The organism is Microcoleus sp. Pol12A5, assembly GCF_036701435.1.
Taxonomy (GTDB): Bacteria; Cyanobacteriota; Cyanobacteriia; order Cyanobacteriales; family Microcoleaceae; genus Microcoleus.
The window spans coordinates 18,561-37,092 of the sequence record NZ_JAUBQU010000043.1; the positions used below are offsets into that span (position 1 = coordinate 18,561).

Consider the following 18,532-nt stretch of genomic DNA (forward strand, 5'->3'; position numbering starts at 1 on the left):
ATTTGTAAAGGGATAATTTAACCTTTAACTGTTAACCGTTAACTCATTTGAACACTTGCGCGATCGGGCAATTTTCCAACTCAATAAAATTACCGGTAACATCCCCACTAAAACAATAGCCAATGCTGGGCCCGAAGCTTCGGCCAATCGCTCATCTGAGGCAAGTTGATAAGTTCGCACCGCCAAAGTATCAAAGTTAAAAGGTCTAATAATTATAGTAGCAGGTAACTCTTTCATCACATCAACGAATACTAACATCATGGCAGTTAGTAAACCTCCAGTCATCATTGGTGTATGAACTGTAACCAAAGTTTGCATCGGACTATAACCCAAACTTCTTGCCGCATCATCTAAATTAGGCTTGATTTTGCTCAAACTTGACTCCACCGCATTTAAAGAAACAGCTAGGAAGCGAACTATATAGGCAAATACCAAAGCTGCGATCGTACCGCTTAACAACAAGCCTGTAGAAATCCCGAATTGCTGGCGCATCCAACTATCAAATAGATTGTCAAATTTTCCAATGGGAACCATAATCCCTACTGCAATCACGGAACCAGGTACAGCATAGCCCATTGCCGCAACTCTCGTTCCTAACTGCACTCCTAAATTAGGATATAACCGTAAACCATAAGCCATAATCAAGGCAATAATAACGGCCAAAATTGCTGTCAGGGTGGCCAAAATTAAACTATGACGGGCAAAGATCCAAAAACGTTCATCTAAAGTGAGTTGCCAGTTAGCTAATGTCAACTGGACTAAAAGACCTGCGGGCAATAAAAAACCAAAAAATAGCGGCATCAAACAAGCAATTACGGCTAAGATTTCCCTAATTCCTTTAAGTTGATAAGTTTGTAGTTGGCGATAGCGGCTGCTAGCTTGATAATATTTAGTCCGACTGCGGGACCAGCGTTCTAGTAAAATTAGACCTAGAACAAATAATAATAACAGGGCAGCTAATTGATTGGCTGCAATTCGTTCTCCCATACCAAACCAAGTCCGATAAATACCTGTGGTGAATGTATCAATTCCAAAATACTGAACAGTCCCATAATCGTTGAGAGTTTCCATCAAAGCCAGTGCTAAACCTGCTACAATTGCAGGTCTTGCCATTGGTAATGCAACTGTAATAAAACTCCGCCAAGGACTACAGCCCAGTATTCTACTAGCTTCTAGGGTACAAGTGGATTGCTCCAAAAATGCGACTCTTGTTAATAGGTAGACGTAGGGATATAAAACTAATATTAGCATTAAGATTGCTCCAGGGAGCGAGCGCACGTTAGGAAACCAATAGTCTCCATAACTCCAGCCAAAAATATAACGCAAAGCAGTTTGAACTGGGCCGGAAAATTCTAAAAAGTCTGTATAAGTATAAGCTAGGACATAAGCTGGGGCAGCTAAGGGTAAGAGTAATGCCCATTCAAATACGCGACTCGCCCGAAAGCGACACATTGTTACTAGCCACGCACATCCTACGCCAATCGCGACAACACCAAAGCCTACGCCGATCATTAACAATAAAGAGTTGACTATATAACGGGTTAAAACTGTATCGGTTAAATGTTGCCATGTATCTTTAGCTTCAAAAAAGATACTGGATAAGACACTGATGACTGGTATGGCGATCGGCAATGCTAAAGCGATAACTGCAAGTGTCCACCCACTAGCCGATAGACCGCGTAAGGTCGATAGCCATTGGATTGTCCTGATTCCTGTTTGGTGTAGTGATTTTTGGGAATTTTTCATTGCTAGTAAAAAGTCTAGCCTGCTACTTTATCAGTAGGTGTAAACATTTGTCAAGGCTTTATGATAATTAATCTCACTAAACTGGTATATTGTAGAATTGTAAGTTGTTGATTATTTATAGCAATAATGGCTCGACCGATAATTCTGCATTTGGATGGTGTAACAAAACAGTATTCCCAAGCAGCATCACCTGCGGTGGCATCTGTCACCCTGACCTTACATCAAGGAGATATACTGGGGTTGTTGGGGCCATCGGGTTGTGGGAAAACAACGTTGCTGCGGTTAATTGCTGGTTTTGAACAGCTACAAGCAGGGACGATCGCTTTAGCAGGAAAAACTGTAGCGAGTGTTAATATGTCAGTCCCGCCGGAACAGCGAGACATTGGTATGGTGTTTCAAGACTATGCACTATTCCCCCATTTGACAGTCGCGAAAAATGTAGCTTTTGGGTTGACGCATCAAGGAAAAGAGTCAAAGCATAATATTCACAAAGGTGTCACAGAAGCATTAGCGCTGGTGGGATTAGAAGGATTGGAAAACCGTTATCCCCATGAATTATCCGGGGGTCAGCAACAGCGAGTGGCGCTGGCCCGTGCTTTAGCCCCTCGACCTGCGATTATTTTACTAGATGAACCGTTGAGTAATTTAGATGTACAAGTACGGTTGAGATTGCGTCAGGAAGTCCGCGAGATTCTCAAAGCAACGGGAACCTCTGGTGTATTTGTCACTCACGATCGCGAAGAAGCACTTTCGATTTCAGATTGGGTAGCGGTGATGCGTCAAGGCCAATTAGAACAGTTTGGCACTCCAGAGGAAGTTTATCAAGAACCAGCATCTCGATTTGTGGCTGAGTTTGTGACGCAAGCTAATTTTGTTTCTGCATCGCTGAAGCAGGATTTTTGGGAAACAGAAGTAGGTTGTTTTGCTGTTAAAGGAGATTCATCTTCACAAGTTCCCTGTGATGTTTCTACTGAAGGAGAATTGATGATCCGGCAGGAAGATTTAAGTTTATACTTAGATGAAGATTCGGCTGTTGTGATTTGCGATCGCCAATTTTTAGGTAGAGAAAATCGTTATTGTTTAAAAACACCTTCGGGCGAAAAGTTATATGCACTTACAACCCCAGGAAATGTTTTTCCCATTGGTTCTAAAGTTCGATTATCTTGTGATAATTCTCCCTTAGCTTTCTTTGTCGGTAAGTCTAAGCCATAGCTAATTGCTAATTGCTAATTGGGAAACAATCCTCCCCCTCTTCCTTCTTCCTTATACTGTCTGATAGGTTTTCTGTCTATCGCTGTTGTCAGGGAAGGGGCTAGTCACGATATCCTCTGCTTTTATACCCGCTGCAATCAGCGCTTGACTTAGACCTTCCTCGAAGTTATCTTCTTCAATTACAACTTGATTATCGACTAAACGAGCATGAAACAGAATTGTGTCAATCCAGCGCTGTTTATCCCAGCCTGTAGCCAAAATCAGAAAGTGACCAGAATCGACATCACAGACGGGGTAAAGCTGGATCGCCTGTAAGCGGGGTTGGGCGCGAGTTGCTTCTTGCAGGGTTTTTTTGAGGATGTCTGCATAGCTTAGTGAGTTATCCATTGAAGAATCACCTCTTGACTTGGTTCGTAAACTAATAAGTTAATTTTATTTCGCTGGACGGCTAACTGAAAAATCGGTTTTTGAAAGTGTTTAATGTAGATGGCTTGGCTCACAGCTAAAAACAACTGACGCTCCGGCTCTTGCCCTTCCAATGCCCATTGGTAAAGCTGAAGCTGTCCCATCGTTTTTTCCAGTTCACTGATGACTGAGGGTGAATCGAAGTCTTTGATTTCAACAGCGATTTTATGCCCTTCTTTTTCCGCAGTAAAAAACTTTTCTGCTCCTAAGTCGGCTTTCAAAAGTGTCTGTTCTAACACTAAGACTAAAGGATCGTCCGTAATTGTCTACCCGTCTTTTTCGAGGGTGCGACGTAGGGAGAAGTGTAAATTATCGCGTCTAGACATTCGACATTCGAGAATTGAGGTTAGGAAAGATAAGCAGGGACTTTTTGAACTCCTATGTCTTGCAGATATCGCTTATTATGATATAGGGTAACACATCTGCGATACAATTTAAGTTATACCTCATATAAAACTGGTAGGGAGTTTAAATGGCAAGGCAACCAATTGTTCTCAATGGAATAGAGTTCAAATTCCAGAAAGATGCTATTGAACACTTCAGAAATATGTTGGAGCGCTATCGAAATGGTCAAAGCATAGCAGGTGATGATCACGATATGTTACTAGCTCTTCTGGAGCGCCATCCTGAAGCAGATAAAAAGATTGGATGTGGTATAAAACGTTTGTACAAATATAGAACCGATATGCCGACAAGTTGCTTTTGGATAGAAAGAACAGATGGATCTAAAACAGATTTTTCTTATCGCACAGCGATTTCTGCTAAAGGAAAGTCTCTTTATCAAGATTTTTTAGAAGCCTGCCGTGCCGCTGTTCAAAATGATCTTCGGCTAACTAAAAAAATATTCTTTGAAAACTTTGCCGATCAGGATGGAAGAGTTGAATGCGATATTACTGGTGATAAAGTAGCTATTTATGAGAGCCATCTTGACCATAAAAAGCCCTTGACATTTCAGGTTCTTGTGAACACTTTTATTGGCGCTAATGATATTGAAATAAAACCTGAAATGTTGTTAATGTCCCAGGATGCCCAGTTTCAAACAACTATGATTGATCAAGAGTTAAAGGATAAGTTTCGACGATATCATCATAAAATGGCGCAGCTTAGGGTTATTAAAGCGGAACAAAATCTTAGTCTTGGCGGCTCGGAGAGAATTCGGAAGAGCCGTAATCCTGTATTGATTCCTAATGAACTTGTAGGTGACTGACGTATCACATCTCTGTGGGAGTGGATTGACTCAGATTTCTGGTGCATCGCGAATTTTTCTGGCAGCCACTCAACAGGAAGGTTACATTTTTTACCGACAGGTGAAATTCGATCGCCTGCAACTCCTTCCCCTCGCCCGCCTTATTTCCCTAAACTCCTCAAAAAATACAGCCACCACCAAGGTTCAATTCAGATGCGGATCGATCGCCTGCGATCGCCAATATGCCACCAACCCCCTCAGCAAGCAATCCCCTCGCTATCCCACCAGTCTCACCATTGCTGAGTCTGATTTTGATAACTGCCTTCCCATAGGATCGATTGTACTCCGATAAGTTCTATCGGCTGCTGAAGGAAAGGATCTTACAAAATAAAAGCCTTTCATCTCCGGACCAAAGTCACCGGGATGAAAGGCTTTGGCAGGTTTTGACCAGCCTTAAATCTTGTTGGTTTTGACAGATTTAAGCTAATTTTCTTCAAATGAAAGTCTGTTAATTTTCGGACTTTTGTCCTTGAGATTCTCGCACAGCAAGTTCTGAATCCGGCTGATTGAGAGCCATTTCTAGAGATTTTGCAATCTCCGCTGGCTCTAGAGTGCGCTTAGAAAATCCCCACACAAACATCAAGACGATACTGGAAACTAGCAGCCATTGGGGAGGAACTAAATCTGGATTAATTACTTTCACCAACAACCGCAGTCCCACGAACCCAACTGTGATGTAACCAGCACTTTCTAGGTGAACGAACTCATCCAGCCAGCGGATGAACAACCCGGCCATGAATCGCAGGGCAATAATTCCAATAGTAGCGCCTGTTACGACGATAAAAGTGTTATCAGAAACAGCTATGGCAGTAGTAACGCTATCCAAGGAAAACGCTAAATCCGTAAAAGCAATCATGGGAATTGCTTGCCACACAGTCGCAAATCTGGGCCCGTGATGTTCTCCTTCAGAATCTGTATCTGAAGTAAAATGTTGGAAAACCAGCCACAGCAGGTAGAGAGCGCCAAGCAGTTCAAACTGCCAGTATTGAATCACCCAAGTAGCCGTTAAAATTAGTAAGATCCGCAGGACAAAAGCAATTATCAAACCCAAGTTGAGAGCATTTTGCTGTTGCTTGGCATCTTCTAAACCTTTAGAAATAGACGCCAGGGCGATCGCGTTGTCAGCCGAAAGTACAGCTTCCAAAGCCACCAAAACCAACAATAATAAAAAGCCGTCAACTCCAAAATTGGGTGAAGCGTCGAGAAATTGATCTAGCATTAACTATTTTGTGAACCTAAGATTGGCAAGGGTCGAGCGCAGCGCAAATTACCCGCTCTGTCTAAAATTAGTGTCACCTTCATTTAAATCTTAACCTAACGCGGTAATTCTGTGGGAGGCGATCGTCCGAACAACTTCCCAAGCAAGCAGTCCCAGGCAACAAGGAAAAATTATCCCCCTCCAAGACTCAAAAACTGCGCCACTGGGTCACTGGACCACTGGGGCACTCCCCCCGGACGCACCATTTGTGTTGCAAGTTGTAACAAATGATTCCCAAAAGTGCCAATTTGTCTCAAATTGGTGAAAGCTCGTGCCCGCGAAAAGGAGTTTTGCGAATATGTCTTTAACAGATACCCAAGTCTACGTAGCGCTCGTAATTGCTTTGATTCCCGGAATCTTGGCTTTCCGGCTGTCAACTGAACTGTACAAATAGTTTCCAGACACCAGTTGCGAACCGCAAAACGCCTGCCTGACCAGTTAAATCTCTCGCATTACAGATACAGACAATTACTGCCGCAGTGCAGTAGATTGTTTGTGTTCAGCAAGACGAGACTGCAAGGGCAGGCATTTTTATGGGGAAATTCTGTCTTCACACGTCACCTTTGTCTCAACAATTTTGGCTGTCAGCACCCTGACAAACAGCGGCGAGTGTGCGTTAAGCTCAGAATTTGCTCTTTTGAACTCTAAAACGTCAGTCTCAGGTATTTGAAAAAACATTATGCAAGCGATTCAACCCACCGTTACCCCACTGCGTCCTGTAAAAAAATCCCCTCGGGTTACTCCTCGTCGCAGTAGCAGCCGTCAGCGTTCTTACCCTCACCAAACCCTCGCGGCCGAAACAGGCGTCAAGTTGGCAGTCAACATGGTACTTTCAGTCTGTGCCACTTCTGCTTTGGTTCAGCTTTGGCCTCACTACCGGGCGGTGCAAGAAAAATTGCACGAAATCCAAGCTGAAGTCAATCTTACCCAAGGGCGAGTAAATCAGTCGCGAGCCGACTTTAACCGCTACTTTGACCCTAGTCTTGCTAAAACTGTGATGCAAGAGCAAAGCAACCAAGCTGACCCGCAGCAGCGTCCGGTGATTTTGCAAGAAGCCGACGTACCCGACGCCGAGGAATCAACCCCCCAACCTTAAGGGAAGGGCTGTTTTGGGTTTTGATATCACGTCCGATGTGCATCATTCTTGTATGTCATTGGTTCGCACAGCGAACAATGACAGATGAATCTGTCGGACGTGATATCACTTTTGAGTAAAAGAGTTTTTAGGATGATTCTTGTCTGTCCCGGCGAACGAAACGCAGAGACAGACAGACCTGCGTATTGTCACCTGTTGCAATCTCAAAACTTCAAACTCAGGCTTATACTGACTTTGCCAGCACGGTTTTTTCTTTCAGTAGTTGCAGTGCAGCTTGATATTGCAAGTCTGCTTCGGTGCCAATCTGATCGCGCGCAATGGGTTCCAAAGGCACTACGCGATCGGGCGAAATCCCCAGCTTGTTAATATCTTTATGGTTAGGTGTTTCGTACTTAGCAACAGTCACGGCCAACCCGGAACCGTCAGACAAATCAAACAGCGACTGAATCAGTCCTTTGCCAAAAGTCTTTTCTCCTACCAGTTGAGCTCTGCCGTTATCTTGCAGCGCACCAGCCAAAATTTCGCTAGCACTGGCACTTCCCTTGTTCACCAAAACAATCAGCGGATCGTGAGTTAGGGCTTGTCCAGAGGCTTCAAAACTGCCGAGAATGCCTTGTCTGTTCACCGTGTAGACGATCGTCCCGGAATCGAGCCACAGGCGGGCAATTTCAATTCCTGCTTGCAACAGTCCGCCCGGGTTGTTTCGCAGGTCGAGAATGTAGGCGGCGGCTCCTTGTTTTTCCAAGCGGTCGATAGCGTGAGCGACTTCCTCAGTGGCGTTAGCGCTGAATTGACTCAAGCGAATGTAGCCCACCGGCAAATTTTCCGACCCCGACTGCAATTCGGCGTAAACCGGATTCAGCGCTATGCGATCGCGCACTAGCTCAATTTCCTCAGCAACGTCCCTTCCCTCGCGCCCCAAGGTCAAGGTAACGGCAGTGCCGATGCGGCCGCGCATTCGAGTTGCTGCTTCGTCTAGGGTCAATTCTGAGGTAGGAGTGCCATCAATTTTCAGAATGCGATCGAGGGGTTGGATACCAGCTTTATCCGCCGGTGAGCCGGCCAAAGGAGCCACCACTGTCAGGGCATTTGTCTGGGGGTCGATCGCAATTTGCAGCCCCACTCCCGTCAATTCTCCCGAAGTGTTGACCTGCAAGCTGCGGTACTGTTCGGGTTTCAGCAGTCGAGTGAAGGGGTCGTCGAGTTTCGCCAGCATCCCCTGAATAGCCGTGTAAGTCTGCTGTCTGTCGTTAAGCGGTTCCTTGACAGCTTTTTGGCGAATCGACCACCAGTTTTGAGAGTTGAAGCTGTCGTCCACATAAGAGCGATTGACAATTCGCCAAGCTTCGCTCAATAGCTGCTGTTCAGGAGTCAGCGCCGCCGCAGGCTGCGTCCACCCGCCTAGAACTAGGGCGACTTGGAGGAAAAGTACAATAGCAATCTGGAAAACTCGTCTGTGCATGATTTTTCTGTAAAAGATAGGCAAGTATTGCATCTCGTGTATTTTAAGTTTGTAGGCTTTTAAGGTTTTGGGCATTTAACTCTCCCCAAGGCATTCGGGATTAGTCAAAAGTCCGCCAACAAAAAATTAGTTAAATGTAACATTTAATCGCAAAATGAGTGAAGTTTTATCATTAATATTAAAATTAATGCCCCAGCGACCCGCAGGCAGGCTCGGACTTTAGTCTGTAGCTCGGCTCTTGGCTGTATGCCTGGTAGGGGCGGATGTTGAGCTTGCAGAACATGGTGTTTGAGACTCGGCAAAAGCTTCGCTCGTGTGAAAATTGCACGGCAATTATGTTACATTTTTTATCACAGTCTGGAATTCGATCGGGCAACGCCAGCGAGTAGGGACAAGCCACCGCTTAGTTTCCCAGGGCTTGCAGGCGATCGCACAATAGAGTTCCTTTCGTCAGCTCCAAATTTAAAAAATAGCCTCAGGCATTTGCTAATAAAAGCAAGCTGCTCGGCGCGGGGCGACAAAAAACCTTGTGGCTGCTGCCCTGAACCTCAACCACAGCAATATTCTTTTAGGAATTCTGGCTCCATGTTTTCTAAACAAATCACCGACTCAAAAACCTACCAGTGGTTTGAGGAACGCCTGGAAATTCAGGCGCTCGCCGATGACATCACTACGAAGTACGTACCCCCGCACGTCAATATTTTCTACTGCTTGGGCGGAATTACTTTAGTTTGCTTTCTGATCCAGTTTGCCACTGGCTTCGCCATGACTTTCTATTACCGTCCCACGGTAGCAGAAGCTTTTTCTTCAGTGCAATACCTGATGACTGAAGTCAACTTCGGCTGGCTGATCCGCTCCATCCACCGCTGGTCTGCCAGCATGATGGTGCTGATGATGATTTTGCACATCTTCCGGGTTTATCTGACAGGCGGCTTCAAAAAGCCCCGCGAATTAACCTGGGTGACAGGAGTAATCTTGGCAGTCATCACTGTTTCTTTCGGCGTGACAGGCTATTCCCTGCCTTGGGATCAAATCGGTTACTGGGCAGTTAAAATCGTTTCCGGCGTCCCCGAAGCTATCCCGTTTGTCGGTTCTTTGATGGTTGAGCTGCTGCGCGGCGGTGTCAGCGTCGGTCAAGGCACTTTGACTCGCTACTACAGCTTGCACACTTTTGTGTTGCCTTGGCTGATTGTAGTCTTCATGCTGGCTCACTTCTTGATGATTCGCAAGCAAGGTATCTCTGGCCCGTTGTAAGTTTTGAGTTGGGGGGGCGGTACTTTTTTTGCCCCCCCGCTGAATTGTGAGTTGAAAATTCAGAATTCATCGCTCATGATATTTATTTACGGCTAATACTTCCTGCGATCGCGCCGCTGATTCAAACTAACGAATACAGCGGAATGGCAGGCCCGGGTAAAACTAAAAGGAGAACACTCTCACTATGTCTATTATCAAAAAACCAGATTTGAGCGATCCCGCGCTCCGCGCTAAGCTCGCTAAGGGCATGGGTCACAACTATTACGGCGAACCAGCTTGGCCTAATGACTTGCTCTACGTTTTCCCTATAGTGATCATGGGAACGATTTCTCTGTGCGTGGGTTTGGCCGTACTAGACCCGGCTTTGGTTGGCGAACCTGCTAATCCTTTTGCTACTCCGCTGGAAATTCTGCCGGAATGGTATTTGTGGCCTGTGTTCCAAATCCTGCGCGTTTTGCCTAACAAATTGTTGGGTATTGCTTGCATGGCTGGTGTTCCCCTTGGCTTGATTTTGATTCCGTTCATCGAAAATGTTAATAAGTTCCAAAATCCGTTCCGCCGCCCTGTTGCTACTACTGTTTTCCTGTTGGGAACTGCGGTAACTCTGTGGTTGGGTATTGGTGCTATCTTCCCGATCGACAAATCTTTCACACTGGGTCTTTTCTAAGATTTAAGTTTGCTTGATTATGACGCCTGCGGGTTTCCTGTAAAGTGCTTTTGTACTGGTGGGAAACTTTAGCGGGCGTCATTTTATTTTAGATTTTAGATTTTAGATTTTAGAGTTGGGATTGGGGATTTTTTATTTAGGGCTTGCTGGATAAGTGCACAAAGGTTAGACGGCCTGGTTATGGACTCGTGCGATCGACAAAAGTGTGCAAGATAAACAGGTAAAATACTACAAAACCCTTGCATCACCCAGTGCGAGCGCCTACAGAAAAGCTGAGCTTGCCTCAAGTCTCCCATCCGAGTTTGAACTGCCCTTTGAAGGAAGGTTGTCATCAGACAACCGTTGAATAAAAATGGCCGAACTAATTCCTTGGTCAGAGTTTGAAGCAGAGTATGCTGAAAACTTCCCCACAGAAAAGGGCTTAAGGGCCAAATCATTTCGGATGGCATTGGGAGCATTAATCATCAAAGAAAAACTGGGAATTAGCGATCGCCTCACAGTAGAACAAATACGGGAAAACCCCTATTTACAATACTTTATCGGTCAATCAAGCTACAGTAACGAGCTACCCTTTGACCCATCTTTATTAGTTAATTTTCAACAAATAATTAGGGCTTGCTGAATATATTGATCGCACTTGACGTGGCTTGGGTTATGCGAGATCGAGATCGAGGGTAAAGTGCAAAATAAACAGGTAAAATAGATCAAAACCCGTGCATCACCACCTGCGCTCGTGTACAGAAAAGCTGAGTTTGCTCCCCTCCCAGCCTTAGACTTTGAACTAGCCAACGGGTCTAAATTGTCAGCGGACAACCATTGGGTAAAAATGGCCCAAATAATCCCGTGGTTTGAATTTGAATCAGAATATGCGGCCAATTTCCCTACAGCGCATGGTGCACCAGCCAAATCGTTTAGGATGGCATTGGGGGCATTAATTATTAAAGAAAAATTAGGAATTAGCGATCGCGAAACAGTCGAACAGATCCGCGAAAACCCCTATCTGCAATACTTCATCGGTCAATCAAGTTACAGCAATAAACTACCATTTGACCCATCCCTATTAGTACATTTTCGGCAAAGAATTAGTCCCAACCTAATTAATAAAGTGAACGAACGCATGGTTGAAAAAATGCGAGAAATCACCGAGCGTCAAACCCGAAAAAAAAAGGATTCGGACGCCCAAAATGAGTCACCCAATCGCGGAAAATTAATCATAGATGCAACGTGCGCCCCAGCCGATATTAGTTATCCGACCGACTTAGGATTATTAAACCGAGCGCGAGTTCATACAGAAAAAATTATAGACATCCTGTATAAACAAATCAAAGAAAAAACCCATAAAAAACCAAGAACCTACCGTAATCTAGCGAGAAAAGACTACTTAGCAGTAGCGAAACAAAGACGACCCACACGCAACAAAAGAATACAGGCAATTAAAAAACAACTTCAATACATCAAAAGAAACCAGGCTCATATTGAACAGCTAATTGATGCGGGTGCGAGCCTAGAAGGTCTGAATAAAAAGCAATATAAAACCTTGCTAGTCCTCACAGAAGTCGCTCGCCAACAACAGTGGTTATTTGACAACAATAAACAGAGTATTGAGGATAGAATAGTAAGTTTAAGTCAACCCCATATTCGTCCTATAGTCAGAGGAAAAGCCGGGAAAAGCGTAGAGTTTGGAGCAAAACTATCAGCAAGTTGTTTTGAAGGATATGTATTTTTAGACCGGATGAGCTGGGATAACTTTAACGAATCAGGGGACTTAAAAGCACAAGTAGAAGCATATCATAGGTTCACCGGATATTATCCCGAGTCCGTTCATGCCGATCGCATTTACCGTACAAGATAAAACCGAGCATGGTGTAAAGAAAGAGGCATTATAATTAGTGGGCCACCTCTAGGAAGACCCCCAGCAAATGTGAGTAAAGCAAAAAAGAAGCAAGCCGCATATGATGAAAGAATGAGAAATTCGATTGAGGGCAAATTTGGGCAAGGAAAACGAAGATTCGGTCTGAATCGAGTGATGGCTAAACTCGATAATACATCTGGTACAGTTATTGCAATTACTTTTTTAGTCATGAACCTTGCTACCTGGTGGCGCCTGGTTTTGTGTGTGTTTTTCTGTCTATTTGGAAACAGAACACCTGTTTTTAGGTTGAAGATAATCCCCAATTATAATTGGGGGGACTCGATACAGAAAAAACTTATATTTAACTCTGCTTGAATATATCGATCGCACCTGTTCTTGGCTGGCGATCAATTATTCAGCAAGCCCTAATTAGTCCGAACTTGATTAATAAAGTCAACGAAAGAATGGTTGAAAAAATCCGCCCCTCACCCCAATTAAACCAGAAAAAAAAGGATTCGGACGCCAAGAATGACTCACTTAATCGCGGAAACTTGCTCGTAGATGCTACCTGTGCCCCAGCCGACATGAGTTTTCCAACCGACTTAGGAATATTAAATGGGGCTAGAGTTCATACAGAAAAAATCATAGACATCCTGTATAAACAAATCACAGAAAAAACCAATAATTTACCGTAATCTAGTAAGAAAAGACTATTTAGCAGTAGCCAAACAAAAACGACCCACCTGAAACAAAAGAAGAGAGGCAATTATAGCAACCGCCAAGGCGGTTAGGATGCAAGGCGTAGGACATCTTCGATCGCATCACGTAAAAAGTCAAACCGCTTTAATTGTTTGCGGATTCGACTTTTGAGCCAAGACTCTTCTTTGTTCAATCCTGTTCAAATCAGGGGAGTACGACGGTAAATACAACAATCTACACCCTAGACTTTGAATCAATTCCTCAATTCGACCACCTTTATGAAACGTGGCATTGTCCATCACCACCACCTGTCCTGTCACAAGTGTTGGCAGTAAACAAGTTTCTAGCCACATTTCAAAAACTGTTCGATTACACGCTCCAACGACGGTAAAAGGGGCGAGCAATTTTTGGTTACATAGAGCAGCAATCATATTTACCCTACCCTCACCTCGGCCCGATTGCCCCTGTTCGTTCCAATCATAATCATACTGGTCTCTATTATCCATGCCAGATTCATCAACATAGACAATCTGAGCCGAGGGAATGGTGGACAATTCGGTTACAAAAGCCTGACGCTTGACTTCATCCCGCGGACGGTAGCCGTAGGTTTTTTTTTTCGAGTAAAACCAATTTTTCTCAAAGCCCGCGAGATTATGCGTGAGCTAATTTCTCTATCCCAAAGTGAGGCCATTTCAACTTGAGTTTTATCCCCATGAGTCTTGGCTTGCCTCACGAAATTTCTCCCAATCACTAATTTTATGACCGTTACCGTTTGGCTTATTAGGTAATGCTAAAAAGTCTCCTGTTTCGGTTTGTCGCTTCAACCATAAGCCGATTGTGTTGCAACTGATATTAAACAGTATACTCGCTTCACTAATCTTTAATCCATCTAGTTTGATAGCTTGAATGACTTTCTGACGTAGGTCGTAAATGTAGGGTTTTGGCAAGGGTCGGGCGATCCGGGCAGCATCAGATACTACTTCCAGTTTACACCGTAACCGCCTTGGCGGTTGCTATAAAAGAAAATCAGCGCTTGCGGGAGTCAGAAGCCCGCGCTAGAGAAGAAGCTCAGCATTTACACAACTATATGCAAGACTTACAAAAGACCCAAGCTCAACTGATTGAGACCGCAAAAATGTCTTCTTTGGGTCAAGTGGTTGCGGGGATTGCCCATGAAATTAACAACCCCATCAATTTTATCTACGGCAATATCAGCCACGTCAGTGATTATATTCAAGACCTACTGCATCTGCTGCATCTTTATCAGCAGTACACCCCTCCCAGTTCTGAGATTCAAGCTGAAACCGAAGCCATAGATTTGGAATTTATGATAGCAGATTTACCCCAAATTTTGGTTCCGATGAAAGGAGGTGTTAACCGCATTCAGAAGATTGTTTGGTCTTTGCGTAACTTCTCAAGGCTACAGGAAGCTAACATAAAGTCGGTTGACATTCACGACGGGATAAAAAGCAGCCTGCTGATTTTGCATAATCAATTTCAAGCAAGGGCCGCGCGTCCAGAGATTCAAGCGATCGAGGAGTACAGCAATCTGCCTTTAGTGGAATGCTATGCCGGAGAACTCAACCAGGTGTTTATCAACATCCTTTCTAATGCGATTGATGCTTTGAATGAGTACAACAAACAACGCATCCTCCCTTGCCCGCTGGCCATTACTATTCGCACTTTTCTGCTAGAGGAAAAATCCCCTGTCGTCATTCAAATTCGGGACAATGGGCCTGGAATAACGGCCGAGGTGAAAGACCGCATTTTTGAACCATTTTTTACTACTAAGCCTGTAGGTGAAGGTACCGATTCGGGTCTCTATATAAGCTACCAAATTGTACAGGAGAAGCATGGGGGCGCATTGAACTGTTTTTCCGAGGTGGGGCAGGGAACAGAGTTATGGATTGAAATTCCAATCAGACAAACTACGGCGGCACTCGACCTTAGCTAATCAATCGACTTCTATCAAACTCAGAGCCTATTCCAGCCATCCGGTTTGCCATTGTACAAATCAGCCTTTTCATTACTTCTGAAATAATCTATAATAAAACGTAAAGTAGATAAATATTACTCGTCGGATAATTTAATGAAACCCAGGAGTTCAAAAAATGTCGCCTACGACCGAAATAGCTCGCAATCTGCCAGCTAAAATATTATTTGTGGATGACGAGCCAGATTTAGAATCTTTAATTTGCCAGAAATTTAGACAAAAGATCCGCACTGGAGAATACCAAGTTTTTTTTGCACACAATGGCGTAGAAGCGCTTTCAACGTTGCGAGAGCAGCCTGATATAGATATTATACTGACAGACATTAATATGCCAGTCATGGATGGCATGGCTTTGCTCGCGAAACTTAACGAGCTAGTTACTATGGTCAAAACAGTAGTTATATCTGCCTATGGCGACTTGGGAAATATCAGAAAGGCAATGAACGGCGGGGCATTTGACTTTTTAATTAAGCCTCTAAATTTTCAGGATTTAGAAATTACAATTAACAAAACTTTATGCCATGTGCAACAGCTAAAGGAAAACGAGCGCTCCCGCCAAGAAAGAGAGGATAAATTGCGGCAATCGGAAGCGCGAGAGCGAGAAAAAGCCATCCAATTAGAACTGGCATTGCAAAATTTACAGCGCACCCAGTCTCAGCTTATTCAGACTGAGAAAATGTCAATCTTAGGACAACTAATTGCAGGTATTGCCCACGAAATTAATAATCCAGTTAACTTCATCTATGGCAACTTAACTTATGTAAATGATTACACTCATCAGCTATTGAGTTTAATCACGCTTTACCAGCAGCACGATGCCCATAAATACCCTGAAATCGATGCTTTAATTGAGAAAATAGAGCTGGAATATATCCAAGAGGATATGCCTAAAATGCTGTCTTCGATGAAATTGGGGGCAGAACGTATCCGTCAGATTGTGCTGACGTTGCGGAACTTCTCGCGCCTAGACGAAGCTGAGATGAAACCCGTTAATATTCACGAGGGAATCGATAGCACTCTAGTGCTTTTGCAGAGTCAGCTCAAGGCTAAGCCGAATTCTTCGTCTATTAAAGTTATTAAAGAATACGGAGATTTGCCACAAATAGAATGTTATGCCTGTCAGTTGAATCAGGTATTTATGAATCTCTTGAGCAATGCCATTTATGCCTTGAATCACTATGATAAAAAAGGCAGCCCGGAGCAAATTAAAAACGAGCCTAGGACGATTACGATTGCTACTTCTATGCTGAATCGCGAATGGGTAAGAATCTGTTTTAAAGATAATGGATCGGGGATGACAAGCGATGTAATAAATCGGTTGTTTAATCCTTTCTTCACCACTAAACCTCTGGGTGATGGCACTGGCTTGGGATTATCGATCAGCTATCAGATTGTTGTCGAGAAGCACGGCGGAGATTTGAAGTGTTTTTCGCAGCCAGATCAAGGTGCAGAATTTGTGATTGAGATTCCCATTAACCAGAGGGATCGGGTACAGATGAAGGCGAGTTAAGGGGAATTAAATAAAAATCAGGGTAAACTCTGGTAAAATCTCATATCACGATCGCACTTCCCCAATTTTTCTGTAATTTCTGAAGTCTCCCAAACACCGAACACCGAACGACCTAGCTGAAGCCGTCAATAGTAGATTTTGAGTGATTTGTCAACTTATCAGTGTCCCGGACTGGTTAAGGTGAGGCGTGAGGGCGCAAGCACGCCTTCACCATGTGCCAGTTGCGTCAGTTTTGAACTAATGACTAATGACTAATGACTAATGATTACCTTCCTCCGACTACAACATTTTTAATCCGGAGATGGGGGCCGCCGACACTGACGGGCAAACCACTTTGGCCATTTTTACCGCAACCGCCGTAGGCATAAACCGAGTCGTTTCCTATAGACTCAATATCTTTTAAAGTCTGAAATACATTGCCACTTAAAGTGACATCGCTCACGGGTTCGGCTAATTTGCCGTCACGAATCATGAACCCTTGAGCCGCCGCAAAGGTAAACATTTCGCCGTTGGTTTGTCCTCCCAACATCCGCACTGCATAAACTCCTTCGTCAATGTCGGCAACCATTTCGTCAAAAGAATGTTCGCCAGACTCGATCGCAGTATTAGTCATCCGCACCAAAGGCATAAAAGTAGCACTCAGAGCCCGGGCATTTCCCGTCGGACTTTCGCCCATTTTGCCCGCAGTCTCGCGATTGTGCATCCGAGCGGCTAAAACTCCATTTTTAATTAAATGCTTGCACTGAGCCGGCACGCCTTCGTCGTCATATTTCAAAGTTCCCGGCAATCCCGGCACAGTTGCGTCGTCAATTACATTCAATTGTTCGATCGCCACAGGCTTGCCCAAAGTCAACAATTCCTGCATTTTCGGGTTTTCGTAAATGCCGTCTGCTTCCGACAAATGCCCGAAAGCTTCGTGAATAAAAACCCCCGACAAATAAGGGTCTAAAATCACCGGATACTGACCGCCTTTCACTGATTTCGCCTCTAGTTGGCCTACAGCTCGAACGGCAGCACTCTTAACACGATCTTCAATATTTGTCAAGACATCGTAATCCGATCGCGAGTGAATCGACTCAAACCCTTGGCGGACGACACCGCCCTCGCCGCGGGCGATCGCCCCGAAACGCCCGGTCACGTCCAAGCGCTCTTGAGCGATGCAAGTACCTTGAGAATTCACAAAATAAGTAATGCCGAATCTGTCGCTGTAACCTGCCATTGTCGTCTGAATTCGCGGGTCGTAATCTAACAGCAACTGATTGTAAGATTCGAGCAATTTCCGCTTTTCGGCTAGAGTAATAGAGCGCGGGTCGCGGCCCAATTCCACCGCGACATAATCTTGAATCGGGGTGGCATCTGCTAGTAGAGTTTTTTCGCTGCCAACCAAACGAGACTGGACTACAGCTTCTTCAATTCGGTCTTTTAACTCAGCTAAACCGTTAAAAGTTACAAAACTCCAGCCGCCTTTATGACAGGCGCGGATGCCGCCGGCAAGACTAAAACTGCGGTTGACAGCATCTAACTGAGGGCCGCGAAAACTAATCGCAGTTGACTCGCTTTGTTCGAGGCGAACTTCCAGATAATCCACGCGATCGCGGTAAGGTGCGATCGCTTCCATCAACTGTTCTTGCATCAAATTGCCCCTATGAATGATTGGCCGTAGCGCTGAAAAAAATTATTGCTAAACCTATTTTAGCTAATAACTCCAGTCTTTCGGGTGCGCGCTCCCCCACCGCTCTGGTGCTGGCGCGGCGCACCCTAACCGATAAATGCCGAGTCAACCAATTTTAGATTTTAGATTTTAGATTTTAGATTTTAGATTGATCCGTCCTGAGCCTGCGCCTTGGAATGAATCCGGGGGCTTATGACCACATTACTTTCGGTCAGTCAATTTGAGATTTAAAACTTTGTTCACAGAATAGATGATTAGAGGCAAGCCGATCGCCCACGTTCAGCGGGCGTCCTAGAAGACCCAAAACTCGTGCTAGCTTGCGAAAAGCCCGGTATCCCCGAAAGCTTGCCTTTGTTTATAGAAATCAAACTAAACTAAATCTATCTAAAGACGTAAAAAA

General features: G+C 44.5%; 15 protein-coding genes and 4 pseudogenes. 12 read left to right on the plus strand and 7 right to left on the minus strand.

Going from position 1 to position 18,532, the window contains the following annotated elements:
- Positions 1 to 24: 24 nt before the first annotated feature.
- On the minus strand, positions 25 to 1,746 hold the full coding sequence (locus tag QUA45_RS13885; protein WP_333221141.1) for an iron ABC transporter permease: 1,722 nt from the start codon (positions 1,744 to 1,746) through the stop codon (positions 25 to 27).
- Between the two features lie 126 nt (positions 1,747 to 1,872).
- Between QUA45_RS13885 and QUA45_RS13890 the strand changes: the two genes are divergently transcribed.
- Positions 1,873 to 2,958: an ABC transporter ATP-binding protein gene (locus tag QUA45_RS13890; protein WP_333095923.1), complete on the plus strand. Its 1,086-nt coding sequence runs from the start codon at positions 1,873 to 1,875 to the stop codon at positions 2,956 to 2,958.
- 51 nt (positions 2,959 to 3,009) lie between these two features.
- On the opposite strand, the gene QUA45_RS13895 is transcribed toward QUA45_RS13890, so the two are convergent.
- A complete protein-coding gene (locus QUA45_RS13895; protein ID WP_333095924.1) occupies positions 3,010 to 3,345 on the minus strand; it encodes an element excision factor XisI family protein in 336 nt (111 codons plus the stop codon).
- The gene (locus QUA45_RS13900) at positions 3,330 to 3,686 is read right to left on the minus strand and encodes an element excision factor XisH family protein (RefSeq protein WP_333221153.1); all 357 of its coding nucleotides are present in this window, start codon (positions 3,684 to 3,686) and stop codon (positions 3,330 to 3,332) included. Before QUA45_RS13900 ends, QUA45_RS13895 begins: the two co-directional genes overlap by 16 nt.
- 209 nt (positions 3,687 to 3,895) lie before the next feature.
- Between QUA45_RS13900 and QUA45_RS13905 the strand changes: the two genes are divergently transcribed.
- Both QUA45_RS13905 and QUA45_RS13910 read left to right on the plus strand, forming a co-directional pair.
- Positions 3,896 to 4,630, plus strand: a complete 735-nt coding sequence (locus tag QUA45_RS13905) for a DCL family protein (protein ID WP_333221143.1) — start codon at positions 3,896 to 3,898, stop codon at positions 4,628 to 4,630.
- 25 nt (positions 4,631 to 4,655) lie between these two features.
- On the plus strand, positions 4,656 to 4,961 hold the full coding sequence (locus QUA45_RS13910) for a hypothetical protein (protein ID WP_333095926.1): 306 nt from the start codon (positions 4,656 to 4,658) through the stop codon (positions 4,959 to 4,961).
- A gap of 156 nt (positions 4,962 to 5,117) precedes the next feature.
- Here the strand turns inward: QUA45_RS13910 and QUA45_RS13915 are convergent, their stop codons facing one another.
- Positions 5,118 to 5,888, minus strand: coding sequence for a TerC family protein (locus QUA45_RS13915; RefSeq protein WP_333095927.1), 771 nt, complete (start codon positions 5,886 to 5,888; stop codon positions 5,118 to 5,120).
- A 337-nt stretch (positions 5,889 to 6,225) separates the two neighbouring features.
- Here QUA45_RS13915 and psaM point away from each other — a divergent pair, with 337 nt between their 5' ends.
- Both psaM and QUA45_RS13925 read left to right on the plus strand, forming a co-directional pair.
- Positions 6,226 to 6,321: a photosystem I reaction center subunit XII gene (gene psaM, locus QUA45_RS13920; RefSeq protein ID WP_015174804.1), complete on the plus strand. Its 96-nt coding sequence runs from the start codon at positions 6,226 to 6,228 to the stop codon at positions 6,319 to 6,321.
- Between the two features lie 285 nt (positions 6,322 to 6,606).
- Positions 6,607 to 7,023 carry a slr1601 family putative cell division protein gene (locus QUA45_RS13925; protein ID WP_333095928.1) on the plus strand — a complete coding sequence of 139 codons (417 nt, stop codon included), beginning with the start codon at positions 6,607 to 6,609 and terminating at the stop codon, positions 7,021 to 7,023.
- A 223-nt stretch (positions 7,024 to 7,246) separates the two neighbouring features.
- Here the strand turns inward: QUA45_RS13925 and ctpA are convergent, their stop codons facing one another.
- On the minus strand, positions 7,247 to 8,485 hold the full coding sequence (gene ctpA / locus QUA45_RS13930) for a carboxyl-terminal processing protease CtpA (RefSeq protein ID WP_333095929.1): 1,239 nt from the start codon (positions 8,483 to 8,485) through the stop codon (positions 7,247 to 7,249).
- 585 nt (positions 8,486 to 9,070) lie between these two features.
- On the opposite strand from ctpA, the gene petB reads away from it, so the two are divergent.
- From petB to QUA45_RS13955, 5 genes and pseudogenes are all read left to right on the plus strand, one after another.
- A complete protein-coding gene (petB, locus tag QUA45_RS13935) occupies positions 9,071 to 9,739 on the plus strand; it encodes a cytochrome b6 (protein WP_015174799.1) in 669 nt (222 codons plus the stop codon).
- Between the two features lie 184 nt (positions 9,740 to 9,923).
- Positions 9,924 to 10,406 (plus strand): cytochrome b6-f complex subunit IV, encoded by a 483-nt coding sequence (petD, locus tag QUA45_RS13940; protein ID WP_333095930.1) that lies wholly within the window; start codon positions 9,924 to 9,926, stop codon positions 10,404 to 10,406.
- 307 nt (positions 10,407 to 10,713) lie between these two features.
- A pseudogene (locus QUA45_RS13945) lies at positions 10,714 to 11,016 on the plus strand (transposase); the annotation flags it as partial.
- Positions 11,017 to 11,139: 123 nt separating this feature from the next.
- Positions 11,140 to 12,633 (plus strand): annotated as a pseudogene (locus tag QUA45_RS13950) (IS5 family transposase).
- A gap of 53 nt (positions 12,634 to 12,686) precedes the next feature.
- A pseudogene (locus QUA45_RS13955) lies at positions 12,687 to 13,002 on the plus strand (IS5/IS1182 family transposase); the annotation flags it as partial.
- Between the two features lie 43 nt (positions 13,003 to 13,045).
- On the opposite strand, the pseudogene QUA45_RS13960 reads toward QUA45_RS13955, so the two are convergent.
- Positions 13,046 to 13,904 (minus strand): annotated as a pseudogene (locus QUA45_RS13960) (IS630 family transposase).
- Positions 13,905 to 13,960: 56 nt separating this feature from the next.
- Here QUA45_RS13960 and QUA45_RS13965 point away from each other — a divergent pair.
- The gene (locus tag QUA45_RS13965) at positions 13,961 to 14,911 is read left to right on the plus strand and encodes an ATP-binding protein (protein ID WP_333095931.1); all 951 of its coding nucleotides are present in this window, start codon (positions 13,961 to 13,963) and stop codon (positions 14,909 to 14,911) included.
- Between the two features lie 157 nt (positions 14,912 to 15,068).
- A complete protein-coding gene (locus QUA45_RS13970) occupies positions 15,069 to 16,460 on the plus strand; it encodes an ATP-binding protein (RefSeq protein WP_333221145.1) in 1,392 nt (463 codons plus the stop codon).
- Between the two features lie 265 nt (positions 16,461 to 16,725).
- Here QUA45_RS13970 and QUA45_RS13975 read toward each other — a convergent pair whose 3' ends face one another.
- Complete coding sequence (locus tag QUA45_RS13975) at positions 16,726 to 18,093, minus strand: TldD/PmbA family protein (RefSeq protein WP_333151144.1); 1,368 nt, start codon at positions 18,091 to 18,093, stop codon at positions 16,726 to 16,728.
- Between the last annotated feature and the right edge of the window lie 439 nt (positions 18,094 to 18,532).

What these genes read in the sequence shown, in the direction of transcription:
- QUA45_RS13885 (WP_333221141.1), bottom strand. Translation starts at nt 1,746, where the DNA reads ATGAAAAATTCCCAAAAATCACTACACCAAACAGGAATCAGGACAATC.
- QUA45_RS13890 (WP_333095923.1), top strand. Translation starts at nt 1,873, where the DNA reads ATGGCTCGACCGATAATTCTGCATTTGGATGGTGTAACAAAACAGTAT.
- QUA45_RS13895 (WP_333095924.1), bottom strand. Translation starts at nt 3,345, where the DNA reads ATGGATAACTCACTAAGCTATGCAGACATCCTCAAAAAAACCCTGCAA.
- QUA45_RS13905 (WP_333221143.1), top strand. Translation starts at nt 3,896, where the DNA reads ATGGCAAGGCAACCAATTGTTCTCAATGGAATAGAGTTCAAATTCCAG.
- QUA45_RS13915 (WP_333095927.1), bottom strand. Translation starts at nt 5,888, where the DNA reads ATGCTAGATCAATTTCTCGACGCTTCACCCAATTTTGGAGTTGACGGC.
- psaM (WP_015174804.1), top strand. Translation starts at nt 6,226, where the DNA reads ATGTCTTTAACAGATACCCAAGTCTACGTAGCGCTCGTAATTGCTTTG.
- QUA45_RS13925 (WP_333095928.1), top strand. Translation starts at nt 6,607, where the DNA reads ATGCAAGCGATTCAACCCACCGTTACCCCACTGCGTCCTGTAAAAAAA.
- ctpA (WP_333095929.1), bottom strand. Translation starts at nt 8,485, where the DNA reads ATGCACAGACGAGTTTTCCAGATTGCTATTGTACTTTTCCTCCAAGTC.
- petB (WP_015174799.1), top strand. Translation starts at nt 9,071, where the DNA reads ATGTTTTCTAAACAAATCACCGACTCAAAAACCTACCAGTGGTTTGAG.
- petD (WP_333095930.1), top strand. Translation starts at nt 9,924, where the DNA reads ATGTCTATTATCAAAAAACCAGATTTGAGCGATCCCGCGCTCCGCGCT.
- QUA45_RS13970 (WP_333221145.1), top strand. Translation starts at nt 15,069, where the DNA reads ATGTCGCCTACGACCGAAATAGCTCGCAATCTGCCAGCTAAAATATTA.
- QUA45_RS13975 (WP_333151144.1), bottom strand. Translation starts at nt 18,093, where the DNA reads ATGCAAGAACAGTTGATGGAAGCGATCGCACCTTACCGCGATCGCGTG.